Raw genomic sequence first — 14696 nt, 5'->3', positions numbered from 1 at the left:
CGGAAGAATTGATAAATTTAGACATGCGAAAAGTAAAATGGGGAATCATCGGCACCGGAAGAATAGCCGGTGAGTTTGCGTCAGATTTTCAATTTGTGGACAATGCCGAGCTGGTAGCGGTAGCTTCCCGGTCACAAAGTTCTGCAGACGAGTTTGCCACCCGTTTTGGACTGGTCAAGGCGTATGATTCCTATGAAAAGCTTTACGCAGATCCGGAGATAGACGCCATCTACGTGGCAACGCCGCACAACTTCCACTTTGAAAACAGCAAAGCAGCTTTGACTGCTGGAAAAGCAGTACTCTGTGAGAAGCCGATCACGGTCAATCCACAAGATTTTGAAGAACTGAGAGCTTTCGCACAAGAAAAGGACTGCTACCTCATGGAAGGGATGTGGTCTTATTTTCATCCGGCGATCCAGAAAGCCCAGCAGTGGGTGAATGAAGGCCGCATCGGAAAACTCGTTCAGGTAAAAGCCGACTTTGGGTATGCAGTGCCTTTTGATGCAGAGAGTAGAATGTATAGTCCCAAACTTGCTGGTGGTGCGCTACTGGATATGGGCATTTACCCAATAGCCATGGCATGGCTATTTATGCGTAAAGACCCGAAGGAACTCCACGTGATCTGCCACAAGGCAAGCACCGGAGTGGATGATGACGTGAACATCCTCTTTGACTATGGAGATGAAACAGCTAACCTGGCGACTTCTTTCCGCAGCAAACTGAACAACAACCTGTTTGTGATAGGCACGGAAGCTACGATTCGCATTCCGTTTTTCTGGAAGGCTTCCGAGTGCTTCCTCTACCAAGGAGATGAGCAGATCGACTACTTCAACGACGGCCGAAAGAGCATTGGTTTTAACCACGAACTACAAGCTGTAAGCCAGGACATCCTTGATGGCAAGAAACAGTCCGACATTATGCCGCACAGTAACTCAGCGAAGCTGCAGGAGTTAATGGCGAAGGTTAGTGGTAAGTTTTGAGTTGAGGTGTTTATGAAGCTATTGGGGATTTGTAATCCCGAAAGGAGTGTTTATTGTTTTAGTTTAAATTCAAACTCAAAAGTTTTTAAATCACTGTCAATTATTTTTTGCAAAGTTGCTGTTAAAAGTCTATTTGCAGTGCATTCCATATCATAAAACTCGTTATCATATTGGTCTTGGTCATCATTCGAAAGCCACCCATTATTAATTGGAATGCTCATAGTTCCATGAATAAACTTTGATCTAAAATTATACAGTTTAGTTAGAACCTTTTTAAATTCATTTGGCTCTCCCAAAAATAACTTTGCTTTTTTATCAATCTGATATCCAATGCCAAGGTCTCCATGAGCATATAAAGCTTCAATTCCTGACATTGCCCAGAAAAGATTGTGCATTGTATTTGTTGAATAATCAAATAAATATGTGAAAGCGTTCAATCCGTTTTCAATGTTTGAATTTGATTTGTCTGTCAGAATTGTTGTTTTATCTGTAATATATTCCCATACTTTAAGAATAGATAATCTTTGAGTATGAGGCCATGTGCTATTTTTATCATATGCGATTCCGACCAAGCTTGTACTTAACTGTTTGAAATCATGGTAGTACATACTGTCCTTTAAAATCAGTCCTTTTTCAGTGTTTAAAGAACCCGGTAATGCAAGCTGGGTAAAAATTATAAAATTCGTGAATCTTGATTCTGTAATTGATGTAAGCAATCCACGATTTAAGTCGTCTTGACTTATTCTAGAAGGCATTACTGAATCACTAAACTTAAATATTGAATCAAAATCAACCTTAATTTCAAAATGTAGCAAGTCCAAAAACTCATGCTTAAAATATGTCGGATATGTTTTCTTTAATTTATCAATTTTTCCCTGACCAATTTTATGAACCTTAACCATTGCAAATCCAAAGTCATCCAATGGAATTTTTATCTTACCAGATAGTTCAATTAATTCATTTGTCAATTCAGTTGTAAAAGAATCAGCTTCATCGTCAACTTTACTAAATGGGATATATACTTCGAAATCAAGTCTCATTTTATGATATACAGTTGGCTTGTATTAAAAATGTCACTTACACTGTGCATGTTATCTAATTGTAAGAGAAACAGGTTGAAATCTATTAAGTAGTTCACTAATAATTAGATATCCATTTGTATCCGTCTATAATCGTTTACTAACGGATATAACATTCAATGCTTTTTTTCAAAATACCGCTTTTACTCCATTTGCTCATTCTAAGGTCTTGATCTTCAGATAAAATACCATAAAGTAGGGAAGAGAATTTTGGGAAAGTTTAGGACAAAATAAAGTTTCTAAGTTTTGAGTTTAATGTTTTAAGGTACCTGCCTTGCTCTTGTTGGGTCTTGTGACCAACAATCGGTGGGCTCATGCAGGCTAGCTTCATCTCGTCAGTTGGTGAGCAACACCAACTGAGGCGAAAGATTCAATAAAATCTTTCTCTTTGGAAGAGTGCCTTCTTCAACAACAAATCTCTCTTTGTTGGAGAAGTCTAGAAATTTGAGGTCGCTCAAGAATTTAATTAGTGCTGTAAATTCCTCTTGACTGAAAGAGATTGCTGATTCTTTAACTGGAGTTGCTTTTTCATTTTCGTCTTCAATGAATCTTTGCAGTGTAAACTCCAATAGGTTAGTATCCTTAATTGAATAGATTATAGCGCTGATTTGATACTTATTTGCAAAAAGACTAGATTCACGTAGGACGATTTCAACATTTACTTCAGCAAATTCGTTGACAGTTTCCTTTTTAAATACCTTTTTAATGAACCGTTTTTCGTTGGTAAATACGCTCCTGAACTTTAGGTATGGAAAAGACTTACTAACATAAATCCTTGAGGGATGTCGCATTTTGAAATACTCAATTTCCTTTTTAAGATCTCTTCGCATTTATCATTTTCTTATTGTGTTCAAGTTGGACTGAAGAAGCCTAGGAGCAGAATGACATATGCACTTTCAGTGCTAGTTGGACATTGATTGAGTTAGTGGCGTCAACATGACTTTTAAATGACCACCTAGGAGATTTTCCAACTCGTCGGCTATAATCAAAGAGTCTTGACGTTTAATCACTTTTTTTGTTGAGAAATAATATCGTAAACCTATTTTTCTTGATACTTGAAGGATATCATCTGTTACTGTTTGGAGTGCCTCATTATACAGTATCGGTTGAACAGAATTTGTTAAAACTTCTTTCAATGAGTTAAAATTAAATGCTTCCTCGGTATTGTTGAGTTCCATCTTAAATAATTCATCCACCTTACCTGTATAATCTTCCAGAAACTCCAAATAATTATATAATTGTGTTTTTCCACTGATACTGTATGCCAAAATGGGTTCTATTGAAGCTAGCTCTTTAATTGAATCATTATATTTAGCCTCGATCTTTCCAATATCATTTCCCAGCTTTTCAGAAAGCTCTTTTTGAAGGAATATGTTGAACATTTGATTTATTATTGGTTGAATCGATTTTATATCTTCTCCAGGGAAACTCTTTTGAAGAAATTCAACGAGTGATGGTATAAAGTCGTCTAGTTTGGTTTTAGTAAGGACAAACCTTATTTCTAAAAGAGTAAATAAAATTGAATTTATGATCTTTCTATTTTCTCTTTTAACCTTGAAATGATCTCGAAGTTCATTCAAAAGCCAACCGACCAGAACACCAACAAGTGTTCCGATTAATGGTAGTATCGTCTTTATATTATCAGTCAAGAAATCCAAGCAGATTCAGATTTTGTCTATCTATAAATGTAACGTGCACTTTCCGTTTTATCTAATTGTAAGAGAAACAGGTTGAAATCTTGTAAGTAGTTCACTAATAATTAGATATCCATTTGTATCCGTCTATAATCGTTTACAAGCGGATTAACATTCACTGTTTTTTTGAAAATAACTCTTTTAATCCATATTCATATGGCCAAGTGTTGGTTGCCAAATAAAATACCAGAAAGTAGGGAAGAGGATTTTGGGAAAGTTTAGGACTAATTTAAGTTGGTGGATTTTAAGTTCTAGGTTTTAAGGTTTGCTGCCTATGCTGCGCTCTGGCAGGTAGGTTGGCTTTTGGCTACCGAGCTCCGCTCAACCTGATTTTGCTTAAGTCTTATGAGTTCTGGGATTTAGTCCTTAGGTTTTTGAAGATTATTCCAAACTGAATTTCAGCGAAGTAATTGAACTGGTTGATCTTCATATTGCTGTCTTCCCCAACGGGTATGTCATACGTCACATTTGGAGTAATGTATCTCGTGAATTGCGGAGAAGAATAGAGGCTGATTTTTTCATTAGGCTTGTATTCAAACATGAGACCTCCGCATAAATTCAAGGTAACTTGCTGAGGGTCTGAATATTGATACTTCACATCCGAATTTGTATAATGGTTCATGGATGGAATTTCATGACTCCCAATTTTATAGTTTATTAGTTTGTCTATTTCGGCACCTATTTCGATACCTATAACGTACTTGTTTCGTTCCACAAGGTTATGAGCGCCCATCACTTGTATTCCCAAATATTGATAGGTGTTATTAAATTTTTTCACCTCAGGGTTGTTTCCGTAGAAGGACCCAAGTGATCCATTGTATTGATAAATGGCCTCTGGAATTGGGACCGAAACTCGTTCAAAGAGGGACTTATACGTTAGACCAGTTGTTAACTTGACTTTCCTTTTTAAATCTAAAGAGAATCCTACAAAAGAACTTATGCCAACTTGAGGGTCTTCTCTGTCATCATAATAGTTCTTAAAAGTGTCAAAATTCGCCTTATCTGAATTGGAATTATCGTTTTTTACTTCTTTATAAGATCTGTAGTTATAATTCGGCGAAAGTGAAAAGACATAACTTATGTTAGATTGAGCGACTGATTGGAATGCAATTAAAAGGAATATCAGAGATGAAAGAATTTTAATCATTATGTCAAAGGGCTTAAAAGGTGTCATTATCAGATTTCGTTCGCATTGATCTCAAATTCAGTTTGGTTTTGATCTGGCGATTTCTCTATCAGGTTGCTTAAACTATTTCTTGTTAAGGTATTTCAGTGTTTTCTTGATATCAGTCTGTATTTCTTTCTCAAGCCAGTCAAACCAGTCTGAGCTTGTTTTTTCCTGATGATGTAGCCAATACCCAAGAAGAAAGGTATATAATTTATGGTGGAGATACCCAGCGCCACCGCCCATTTTCCAGCCAGTATGAGTATTGCCAGACCAGGTGGTCATTTTAATAAGGGATGAATTGGCAAGGAAAACAGCAAAGCCAAACAGTGAAGCTACCAAATCTGTCAAGGGCTCGTCATTTTCTTCAATAATGCCTTCTCCGAGAAGTTTAATGTGTGCTACTTCGTGAGCGATGGTTGCAATCAAGGCAATTGGATTCTTAATCAACGTGCGCTCGATACCAACTTCATATACTCCATCTACCAGTTTGGAATAGCGCCCATTGGTGAGTTGTGAGTTTTCCTCATAGTGAGAAAGCACACCTTCATCAGTAAATTCCATTGGTTGGAATTCTTCATAGAAGTATACCTGAATGGAGCTGTTTTGCTGAACGTTCATTTTGTCAGCTACCAAATCAACTAGCTTCAGTACTTCGTCCTCTTTTCCATGATAGTCGAAACCAATGAAGCTTTTGGTAGGAGCGTAAGGTTCTACTTCACGAAGGTTGACATGAAAAGTCTCTTCAAACCAGTGAAAACAGGCTTTGATCCATTCTTCGTCTTCAGCTGTAATCGGTGACTTTGAGGTATTCCAAAACATAGAGACTAAAGTAATGCAGATTGCTATAAAAGATGTAAGTGTGATTTAGGAGTTATTTCTTAATTGGATTTCTGCCTATGCTTCACTCCGGCAGGTTTGTATGTTCTGTGTTTTAAGTTTTAGAGTTGTGATTTGACCTTGCCTGAATATGGATGCCTTTTTCTGTAACGAGTGTAAAAAAGGCTGAGAATTACTCTCGTATAAAATTCGAAGGTAAGTTTTACTCCTGAGGTACAGAGCCAGTGGCGGGAATAAGTTCTTTTGGGGTTCTAATACCTAAGTCTGGTGTGCTCATTATTTGGCTCCAAATATGGCACTAATGTTTGTTGTCTAATAACTAAAGTGTTAATAGAGCTTATTGAAATCACTTCTTCAACTTCTCTACTTCCTCATTAATCCTTTTGATCATCCACTCTTTCATGTTGTCATATACAAGTGGGCCGAGGAGGTTTTCGACGACTTTTCCATCGACTACTAATTGATTGTGCGGATAACTCCTCACATTAAAGGTCTTTTTCACTTCTTTGAATCCATCGACCGTATATACTGGGAATCCGAAATCTCCGAATTTGTCAAAGTAGGCATGAACTTTTTCAGGGCTGGAAGGGGTAATAGATATCAACTGTACTTTATTGTTCGTGCTAAAGTATTCGCTTAGTTCTTTCAGGACTTGCTCTTCTTGTTTACATCCTCCACAGCCTACAAACCAATAGTTGATCCACGCCACTTTGCCTTGTAAGTCAGTGGCATCAAAAGTAAGGCTATCCAAAGAGTAGAGCGATAACTCCCTGATTTGAGAACCCATTTCAAATCCTTGTTTGGTTTGGTAGACATCAGGGAAAGCTTTTTGACTGAAGGAGTAGATGGAACAAAAAAGCAATAGGGTGGAGATAGTTAATTTCATGGCTAGTAAAATGATTCTATAGGTATAACGACGTTATAGCGTTTTTATAACTGAAAAGTTAATTGAATCATTTTGCATTTCGGGAATTGTAATCCCAAAGTGGTGGGATGAAGGATTTGTAATCCTGTAGCATTGAAGGAGTTTCCAATTTGTGGTGCCGGTGCAGTCCTCTGTATTGCTACAAGCCTTCCACTCTATATAATGCATTCATTTGTTTGCTCATTACTTTTTCAGGAGTCATTTTCATCATTCCTCTAAGTGCTAGTTGCCCTGCTCTTTGATGAACAAGCTTTCCAAAGCGCCAGGAGTTATTGACGACATAGTCTACTTTTTTCCTTCTTTGGTGCTCAAATACTGAGAAAGCCTCTTGAGGATTTTTGAATTTTTTTAGTGAATCGCTGATGTAATAGGCATCTTCTATTCCCTGACATGCACCTTGTCCCATATTGGGGGTAGTGGCATGCGCTGCATCACCGAGTAGGCATGCATGGCTGGTATGCCAGGTGTTCAATCGTTTCAGATCCATGAGTTCCGTAGTGTGCATATTTCCAGAAGCATTGATGAGGGAGGCCACTATCGGGTCAAAGTCATCAAATTGCTTGGATAATGATTCTTTGGTGATTGATTTTGGACTGATTTCCTTGTTCAGTACGGTAAAGAAGTAAACAGAATCATCTGATAGTTGAGAGAACCCAAAGCGGCGTTTATTTCCCCAAACTTCCTTGCCTTCATTTTTTAAATGATCCGGTAGATTATAGGTGACGACACTTCGGGTGCAAATTTGCCCAGTAGGTCGATAAACTGAGGCTATTTTCATTGATTCTCTAACCTTGGACCTGATCCCATCTGCACCCAATACGATATCCGTTTGAACGGATTTATCTTTAAAATGTAGCGTTGTGTGTTGGTCTGTAGTCTCGTAATGCAGGTAGGGCATACCTAATTCGATGATGCCTAATTTGGCACATTGATCATAGAGGATTTGTTGAAGTTTACCCCGATGTATAGCCACTGTTTGATTGCCATGATGGTCAGAAACCACATGGTTTTGGATTTTTTTGATTGGACAGAGGTTAGGATAAGTGATCTCCATTTTGTTAAGAATACATCCATTGCTTAAAACTTCATCATATATACCCAGCCAGCGCAATACCTGTACGGCATTTGGCTGCAACCAGATTCCTGCACCTATTTCATTGAGATGATCAGCTTGCTCATATACCGTAGAATAGATACCTCTCTTATGCAATGCCAGAGCAGTAGTAAGTCCTGTTATGCCGCCTCCTATGATTGAAATTTCCATTTGTTTATTAATTTAGGTTAAATATACTAAAATAGGTCAAGTGTACTAATTTTATGAAAACAAAGGAGCGAATACTGGTGAAGGCGTTGGAGTTATTCAATAATGAGGGAGTAAAGGAGGTCACGCTCAGAAAGGTTGCCGGGGCACTTGGTATCAGTCAGGGTAATCTGAATTACCATTTTAAGACCAAAGGAGAAATTATAAGACAATTGTATTATGATCTCGTAGATCAAATGAACGATGCAATGCAACAATTAACTCGAGAACAGCCAATACTTTCTTATTTGAGTAAGAGTTCACTTATTTCCATGGAGGTATTGTATGCCTATCGTTTTATTACGAGAGACCTGTATCAGGTTTTGGAATCCGATCAGGAATTGAAACAGCATTATCATCAACTACAGAAAATGCGTAATGAGCAGTTTTTATCACTTTTTCAGCATATGATCTCGGGTGGCCTTATGAGAGAGGAAGAGCTGGTAGGCGAATACGAGAGGTTGCATGAGCGCATGAATATTTTAGGAGATAACTGGATAAGTGCGGCGGATTTTTTTCAGGGTGAAAGTCTCTCTAAAGTAGCACATTACCACGCTTTGCTCTTTGAGATTATCTACCCATACCTCACGCCAAAAGGGAAGGAGCAATATTTGGAGATTGCGACTTAGATGACAGTTACTTTATGTCATTGATTTGGTTTTTTATGATCATTGAAATCTGCTTTACTAAGAAGTTAGGAGTTGTATTTACTTAATGTTGAGTCTGAAAGTGAACAAGAACGTACTCATTGGTCTGGTTTATTTAGGAATCTCTGTACCAAACGAAATAATAAATCCATTGGGGTCCGTAATGTCAAAGTCTCGCATTCCCCATTCTCGGTCTCCAATTGGATTGGTAATGTTTGCTCCAGTCTTTTGATATTCCTCATAGAGGGCATCAATGTCATTCACAAATATCATCAGTGAGATATGTGCTGTTGATGGTGCGAAATCATCTTGCTTTTTGGAGAAGTGTATACTTACCTCATCATCCCGGTTCACTACCACATAGTCAGGCGGATCTCCCCACTGGAAGCGGATCTCAAATCCCAATACATCCCGATAATATACAGCTGTTGCTAACGGATCATCTACCGGGAAGATGGATGCAGCATGGGAGTATTTGCTTTTCATGGTAGGGGGGTGATTTTGATTGGACACCTGAACTAAAGGTATGATTTTAATCCGTTTTGAATAAAATAAACCGTTTTGTGGAAGCAGCAAGTGAGAAGAAAATAGCATAGGAAAAGATATCCTTGCTATTCTTTAAGAATGGTGAAAACCTGTTTGTTTATATGTACAAAATAGACACCTTCTTTTAGTTCAGACAAATTAATTATGTTGTGATGTTGTCCAATATATTCTGATTTTATAAGTGATCCATCCAAAGAATAAATTTGTGTCAAAATCGACTTTCTCAATTCTTTTTCTGGAAGTACTATGCACATGTAGTTTTTTGTAGGGTTCGGATATATTTGGATTAAACTGGTGTTTAAGGAAAGTGGTATTAAAATCTCAAATTCCTGGTAGATCGTGTCAGAGTCGAGATATTCATCATTTCCTTCTGCAAAGGCTCCAACACGAACATGACCAATATCTTGTATGGTTACTTGATTTCCATTCAACGTTACATAATCTTCTCCTTCGTCAATAAAAAATGCTACGTCTAGGTTGCTGCTTGACTGAGCAATAAGTTCAAAAGACTGAGTCCCCAGTAATTTGTCTGAAATGGCTTCAAAATTAATTGTTTGCTCCGTTTTAATGTATTGTTGACTAATATTCGAATACCAGGAGTATCCTCCTTCAATGTTTTTCGCCACACGATAATAGTAAGTGAAACCTCCTTCAAGATTTTCATCCATGTAATTATTGCCCTCAATATTTGACGCAATTAGCTGAAAATGTATAGAATCAATAGAACGTTCCAGTCTGAAATTACTCCCTAAAGAAGCAGTGTCAGACCAGCTTAAGGTCACCTGAAAAGGTTCTGAAGCTTCAGCACTATTCTCGTATGGAGCGGAGGGGAAGTCGATTTCTGAAAGGGTTAGGAATTGGTTTGGATCTGTATTAAGCTTTTGTAGAAACCCTTTCATGGGCCATTCCACAACTATTGTGTCAATCTTATCGACCTGTCCAAATCCAAAATGTACCTTGAGTGAACTCTGAGAATTATGACCAGTTTTGGATTGAACAACCCTGGATTGCCAACTATTATTTGATTTAGTTCTGACAACAGATCCAATAGCAGAGCTATTGCTATTTGTGCCTATTAAGGTGATGCTAATCCAATTATTTTCATTAGGGGTGTTACGATATAATATATCTGAGGGTGAGTATCCGTCTTCATGAGAATTAGCGATATAAAGGTCAAGGAAACCATCTTGATTAAAATCTCCAGAAGCAACACCCCATGAATAATTAGAATTGTTAATGCCTTGATTTTCGCTAACATCAGTGAAAGATTTATCTCCATTATTTTGAAATAAGTAAGTTTTTCTATCCTCATCATTTCCTACCAGGATTAAATCGATAAAACCATCATTGTTATAATCTCCCCACGATGCGGAGTTAGAGCTGTGAGAGGTTAGTTCATTGTTCACCTGGGTGAATGTGCCGTCACCATTGTTTTCAAAAAATTGATTGCCTTGGTTGACATTATTCTGGATAAGAACATCGAAATCACCATCATTGTCATAATCCGCCCAGGATGAACCAGTTGAGCAGTTGGAAATCAGTAATTGATTGTTTGTGCTTTCGACGAAACTTTCATTATCGTGATTTATATATAGATAGTTTTCGTCACAATAGTTAGGTACAAACAAGTCTAATGTGCCATTGTTGTCAAAATCAATCCATGTAGGGTCTTGGCTAGATCCATTTGTCGTAACCACACTATTCGGAATCGGTGTAAATGTTTCATCTTGATGGTTGATGTATAGCACATTTTCAGCTTCGTCAGTTAGCTTATAGGAAGCTAAAAATAAATCTACATATCCATCACCATTGAAATCTCCCCATGCTCCTCCTTGATGATCACTTCCAGTGGACTCTGTATTTGTTGGAATAACTTCTTTTTTTGTGAAAATACCATTGCCAAAATTCTGATATAAATAATTCTCTTGCTGGTTAACAACAAACACATCTATCCAACCATCATTATTGTAGTCTGCCCATGTAGTATTTCTTCCAGTACCTTCGGTATTTACTAAATCGCCTGTCGTAAATTTCGAAAAGGTGCCATCACCATTGTTTTCATAGAGTACATCCTTTCTTGATTTATTCGAATAATAGGAAGTGGTAATGAATAAATCTTCGTCACCATCATTATCAAAATCAACCCAGGAGATGCCTAGTGATTCCAAACTGTCTTGTGAAATGGTAACATCTTCTACTTTACTGAATTGAGCGGAGGTTTTGCTTGATATCAGATAAAAAGTTAAGAGGATAACTATTGAAATCTTGTTCTTCATTAGAGGTATTAGTTTCAGTTATGGTTGAAGTTGGAATCTAACCATTTTCAAGGATAAGTTTCAAGTCAATTTCACGTTTAGAATGTTAATAGTGAGATTATATATTGATTGCTACGTTTAATTTCATTTAAAAAATATTTCCAATTACCACTCCTTATTCAATTAAACCCTTCTTCCAATTAAAAAATGTCAACTACTTCAAACTAATTGATATTTAATTAGTTACTTTTGTATGTATATACATCTATCTATAATCATTTAGAAAAATATTATGAAAACTAACCTATTGAACAATCTAGGACTAGCTGTAATCGTGACCATTTTCATGACAGCATGTGGTGGCGGAGCTAAAGAACAAAGTACAACTGAAGAACCAACTGAATCTACAGAGGTTGCTGCAGCAGATTATGCTGTAGATCCCGCAGCTTCTACAGTAGCCTGGAAAGGTGAAGTAGCAGGTGTTTATGGTCACAATGGAGTGATTGACATCAAAGAAGGAACGATCTCAGGCGCAGATGGTAAAATCACTGGAGGTACGATCGTTATCGACATGACAACTATCCAGCCTTTGGATTCAGCGTCTTACTCTGAGGAACATCCTGCATCTGATTTAGTTGCTCATTTAAGTACAGGTGATTTCTTCTTGGTAGAAGAATTCCCAACTGCTAGCTTTACGATCAAGTCTCACGAAGGAAACAAATTAGTAGGTGACTTGACAGTAAGAGGTATCACAAGCGAAGAAACTGTTGACTTGAGCAGTGTTTCTTTTGATGGTGGATTCTCTGGTTCTGGAGTATTGGTGTTTGACCGTCAGAAGTATGACGTTAAGTGGGAGCACTACGTAGAGGACTATGTATTGTCTGATGACATTGAAATCAAATTGGATATCGTTGCTAAGTAAATAGTACGATAAATCGAGATAATTATTAGGAATGTAAAAGACCTGTGGAGTTCGCTTCGCAGGTTTTTTTATGCGCTGACGCGAGTCGATAGGATTAGGGTTTAAAGTTCTTGGTTTTCTTTAAAACATAGAACCAAAAACCTATATGTCAGCATCAAGCAAATAATCAATTGGACTCCCTTTAGGGTTGGGGCCAATTCAATTGATTTTTGTCTCTTCATCTTTTAAATCATGTAATAACGGCAGAGTGATGAAAGGTATGTTCTTAAGTCCAGTGTCTAGGTACTTATGTTTGCAAGATGAGATTCCCGGATCTCCACTTCGTTTCGTCGTGGAATGACGTTCTATTTTAATTCAAAAGTTTATCTCAACTCACTAGGATTCACCTTTCGATATTTTTGAAACATTTTATTCATATGACTACCGTCTGTGAAACCAACCTTTTCAGCAATTTGGCTCATGGGAAGACTGCTTTGTTTGATGAGTCTTTCAGCAGTTTTGAGTCGAGTTTCAGTGATCAGATTTTGCAGACGCATACCGGTGTGTTTTCTAAGGTAAATGCTCACATAGTTCTGCGAAATGCTAAACTCCTCGGCTAATTGTTTTTGAGTGAGTTTGTCTCGCGCTCCGATATTTTGACGGATGTAGGTGAGTAATTCACTTACTTTTTGACGTTCATCCAATTTTACTTTGCTGATAGTCGCAATCTTACCCACCAGGTTCCTGAGCATAATGATGAACATGGAGCTAAACAGGTTGAGTAAAAGTGGTCTTGAGAGGGTGGAGGTCACATCAAATTCTTTGAGCATGATCTCTGCCAGATCGCGAATGGACTTTTGATCACTTTCATCTTTGATGATACTTTCAGGGATGGTGTTGGGCATAGTGATCACCTGTTGGATGCGTTTTTTCCAAAGCTTGTCTTGCCATTCTTCTTTTTCTTCAAATAGCTGTTCTGTAAACTTGATGAAGATAAAGCTAGTGGGTGTTCCGATCACAAAATCGTGATGGTCTTCTGGCGTTAGTAAAAAAACATCACCTTCGGCATAGTCGAATGATACATCATTTAAGCGATGCTTACCAGAACCTTCTCTGATGATAACAATCTCGAAGAAATTGTGTGAATGCGTGGGGTAGTCCCATTCATCCATGTCAATTCTGAAGATGTTGAGCGCGTATCGACTAAAGTATCTATGCATAATTTATAAGAAGATGGAAAAGTACAAATTTAAGATCAATTCTTACATTAACATTTGTTCTAAAGTGTCGTTCTTACACTAACCATTACATCAGTGTATTATGGAAAAGATAAAAATAGGAGAATCGGACTTAGAGATAGCACCCATTAACCTTGGAGGTAATGTGTTTGGGTGGACACTGGATCAAAAGGAGTCTTTCGAAATATTAGATGCTTTTGTTGATGGAGGTTTCAATTTTCTGGACACTGCTGACATGTACTCGTACTGGGTAGATGGCGGAGAAGGTGGCCAGTCTGAAACGATCATCGGTGATTGGATGAAGTCTCGTGGCAATCGTCAGGAGATTGTCTTAGCAACAAAAGTAGGGGGTGAAACAGGTACACACCCTGTGGATATCAGTAAAAAGCATATTCTCGAGTCTGTAGATAAGTCTTTGGCAAGATTGAAAACAGATTACATAGACCTGTATTACACGCATTTTGACGATGAGAAAACTCCGGTTGAAGAAACGCTGGAGGCTTATGATGAAATTGTGAAAGCTGGTAAGGTAAGATACATTGCAGCTTCCAATATTTCTCCTGAGCGATTGGTAGAATCATTTGATGTTTCTGATACTAAGGGATATCCAAAATATCAGGCATTGCAGCCACATTACAATTTGCTGGAGCGTAAAAACTACGAAGGAAATTATGCAGAGTTGGCAGATCGCTATGGAATGACTGTATTTCCCTATTGGTCACTAGCGGCTGGATTCCTGACAGGGAAATATCGCTCAGAAGATGATTTGAATAAGAGTGTTCGAGGCGGAAGCGTAAAACAATATTTGAATGACAAGGGCTTGGGAGTTTTGAAGGCGCTCGATAAGGTTGCTGAGGCGCATCAATCCACCCAGGCAACTGTAGCATTGGCCTGGTTATTGTCAAGACCAAATGTAGGAGCGCCAATTGCTTCAGCTACTAAGAAAAGCCACTTGGAAACGATCTTCGCTGCTCCTAAACTGGAGTTGACAGTAGAAGATATCGAGTTGCTGAATGAAGCAAGTGCCGTAGAGGTGCCTGCTTAATGGATAAAGGATTTTTTAAAAATCATATAGTTTAGTTTGGTTAGATTAGGACGCTACACACAGACGGTGTGTAGCGTTTCT

14 protein-coding genes are annotated in these 14696 nt (G+C 37.9%); 4 read left to right on the top strand and 10 right to left on the bottom strand.

Going from position 1 to position 14696, the window contains the following annotated elements:
* Positions 1-23: 23 nt before the first annotated feature.
* Positions 24-980 (top strand): Gfo/Idh/MocA family protein, encoded by a 957-nt coding sequence (locus tag NXS00_RS25315; RefSeq protein ID WP_258102092.1) that lies wholly within the window; start codon positions 24-26, stop codon positions 978-980.
* Between the two features lie 50 nt (positions 981-1030).
* Here the strand turns inward: NXS00_RS25315 and NXS00_RS25310 are convergent, their stop codons facing one another.
* The 7 genes from NXS00_RS25310 to NXS00_RS25280 all read right to left on the bottom strand — a co-directional run bounded on the left by NXS00_RS25310 (position 1031) and on the right by NXS00_RS25280 (position 7947).
* Entirely contained in the window at positions 1031-2020 is a 990-nt protein-coding gene (locus NXS00_RS25310; RefSeq protein ID WP_258102091.1) for a HEPN domain-containing protein, read from the bottom strand.
* Between the two features lie 374 nt (positions 2021-2394).
* On the bottom strand, positions 2395-2889 hold the full coding sequence (locus NXS00_RS25305; RefSeq protein WP_258102090.1) for a hypothetical protein: 495 nt from the start codon (positions 2887-2889) through the stop codon (positions 2395-2397).
* A 72-nt stretch (positions 2890-2961) separates the two neighbouring features.
* Positions 2962-3717 (bottom strand): hypothetical protein, encoded by a 756-nt coding sequence (locus NXS00_RS25300; protein ID WP_258102089.1) that lies wholly within the window; start codon positions 3715-3717, stop codon positions 2962-2964.
* Positions 3718-4096: 379 nt separating this feature from the next.
* Positions 4097-4900, bottom strand: a complete 804-nt coding sequence (locus NXS00_RS25295) for a hypothetical protein (protein WP_258102088.1) — start codon at positions 4898-4900, stop codon at positions 4097-4099.
* 102 nt (positions 4901-5002) lie between these two features.
* On the bottom strand, positions 5003-5740 hold the full coding sequence (locus NXS00_RS25290; RefSeq protein WP_258102087.1) for a hypothetical protein: 738 nt from the start codon (positions 5738-5740) through the stop codon (positions 5003-5005).
* Positions 5741-6104: 364 nt separating this feature from the next.
* Positions 6105-6644, bottom strand: a complete 540-nt coding sequence (locus NXS00_RS25285; RefSeq protein ID WP_258102086.1) for a TlpA family protein disulfide reductase — start codon at positions 6642-6644, stop codon at positions 6105-6107.
* Positions 6645-6822: 178 nt separating this feature from the next.
* The gene (locus NXS00_RS25280) at positions 6823-7947 is read right to left on the bottom strand and encodes an FAD-dependent monooxygenase (RefSeq protein WP_258102085.1); all 1125 of its coding nucleotides are present in this window, start codon (positions 7945-7947) and stop codon (positions 6823-6825) included.
* Between the two features lie 53 nt (positions 7948-8000).
* Here NXS00_RS25280 and NXS00_RS25275 point away from each other — a divergent pair, with 53 nt between their 5' ends.
* Positions 8001-8612 carry a TetR/AcrR family transcriptional regulator gene (locus NXS00_RS25275; protein ID WP_258102084.1) on the top strand — a complete coding sequence of 204 codons (612 nt, stop codon included), beginning with the start codon at positions 8001-8003 and terminating at the stop codon, positions 8610-8612.
* A gap of 129 nt (positions 8613-8741) precedes the next feature.
* On the opposite strand, the gene NXS00_RS25270 is transcribed toward NXS00_RS25275, so the two are convergent.
* Together NXS00_RS25270 and NXS00_RS25265 are read right to left on the bottom strand one after the other, a co-directional pair.
* Positions 8742-9116, bottom strand: a complete 375-nt coding sequence (locus tag NXS00_RS25270; protein ID WP_258102083.1) for a VOC family protein — start codon at positions 9114-9116, stop codon at positions 8742-8744.
* Positions 9117-9241: 125 nt separating this feature from the next.
* Entirely contained in the window at positions 9242-11452 is a 2211-nt protein-coding gene (locus NXS00_RS25265; RefSeq protein WP_258102082.1) for an FG-GAP-like repeat-containing protein, read from the bottom strand.
* Positions 11453-11723: 271 nt separating this feature from the next.
* Between NXS00_RS25265 and NXS00_RS25260 the strand changes: the two genes are divergently transcribed.
* Positions 11724-12353 carry a YceI family protein gene (locus NXS00_RS25260; protein ID WP_258102081.1) on the top strand — a complete coding sequence of 210 codons (630 nt, stop codon included), beginning with the start codon at positions 11724-11726 and terminating at the stop codon, positions 12351-12353.
* A gap of 362 nt (positions 12354-12715) precedes the next feature.
* Here NXS00_RS25260 and NXS00_RS25255 read toward each other — a convergent pair whose 3' ends face one another.
* Positions 12716-13552 (bottom strand): AraC family transcriptional regulator, encoded by an 837-nt coding sequence (locus NXS00_RS25255; RefSeq protein ID WP_258102080.1) that lies wholly within the window; start codon positions 13550-13552, stop codon positions 12716-12718.
* A gap of 100 nt (positions 13553-13652) precedes the next feature.
* Between NXS00_RS25255 and NXS00_RS25250 the strand changes: the two genes are divergently transcribed.
* Positions 13653-14615 (top strand): aldo/keto reductase, encoded by a 963-nt coding sequence (locus NXS00_RS25250; protein WP_258102079.1) that lies wholly within the window; start codon positions 13653-13655, stop codon positions 14613-14615.
* The last annotated feature ends 81 nt before the right edge of the window (positions 14616-14696 follow it).

Source organism: Marinoscillum pacificum (genome assembly GCF_024714495.1).
Lineage (GTDB): Bacteria > Bacteroidota > Bacteroidia > Cytophagales > Cyclobacteriaceae > Marinoscillum > Marinoscillum pacificum.
This window is presented reverse-complemented; position numbering and strand designations above follow the sequence as displayed.

Coding starts and splice junctions, on each gene's coding strand:
- NXS00_RS25315 (WP_258102092.1), top strand. CDS start 24: ATGCGAAAAGTAAAATGGGGAATCATCGGCACCGGAAGAATAGCCGGT.
- NXS00_RS25310 (WP_258102091.1), bottom strand. CDS start 2,020: ATGAGACTTGATTTCGAAGTATATATCCCATTTAGTAAAGTTGACGAT.
- NXS00_RS25305 (WP_258102090.1), bottom strand. CDS start 2,889: ATGCGAAGAGATCTTAAAAAGGAAATTGAGTATTTCAAAATGCGACAT.
- NXS00_RS25295 (WP_258102088.1), bottom strand. CDS start 4,900: ATGATTAAAATTCTTTCATCTCTGATATTCCTTTTAATTGCATTCCAA.
- NXS00_RS25290 (WP_258102087.1), bottom strand. CDS start 5,740: ATGTTTTGGAATACCTCAAAGTCACCGATTACAGCTGAAGACGAAGAA.
- NXS00_RS25285 (WP_258102086.1), bottom strand. CDS start 6,644: ATGAAATTAACTATCTCCACCCTATTGCTTTTTTGTTCCATCTACTCC.
- NXS00_RS25280 (WP_258102085.1), bottom strand. CDS start 7,947: ATGGAAATTTCAATCATAGGAGGCGGCATAACAGGACTTACTACTGCT.
- NXS00_RS25275 (WP_258102084.1), top strand. CDS start 8,001: ATGAAAACAAAGGAGCGAATACTGGTGAAGGCGTTGGAGTTATTCAAT.
- NXS00_RS25270 (WP_258102083.1), bottom strand. CDS start 9,116: ATGAAAAGCAAATACTCCCATGCTGCATCCATCTTCCCGGTAGATGAT.
- NXS00_RS25265 (WP_258102082.1), bottom strand. CDS start 11,452: ATGAAGAACAAGATTTCAATAGTTATCCTCTTAACTTTTTATCTGATA.
- NXS00_RS25260 (WP_258102081.1), top strand. CDS start 11,724: ATGAAAACTAACCTATTGAACAATCTAGGACTAGCTGTAATCGTGACC.
- NXS00_RS25255 (WP_258102080.1), bottom strand. CDS start 13,552: ATGCATAGATACTTTAGTCGATACGCGCTCAACATCTTCAGAATTGAC.
- NXS00_RS25250 (WP_258102079.1), top strand. CDS start 13,653: ATGGAAAAGATAAAAATAGGAGAATCGGACTTAGAGATAGCACCCATT.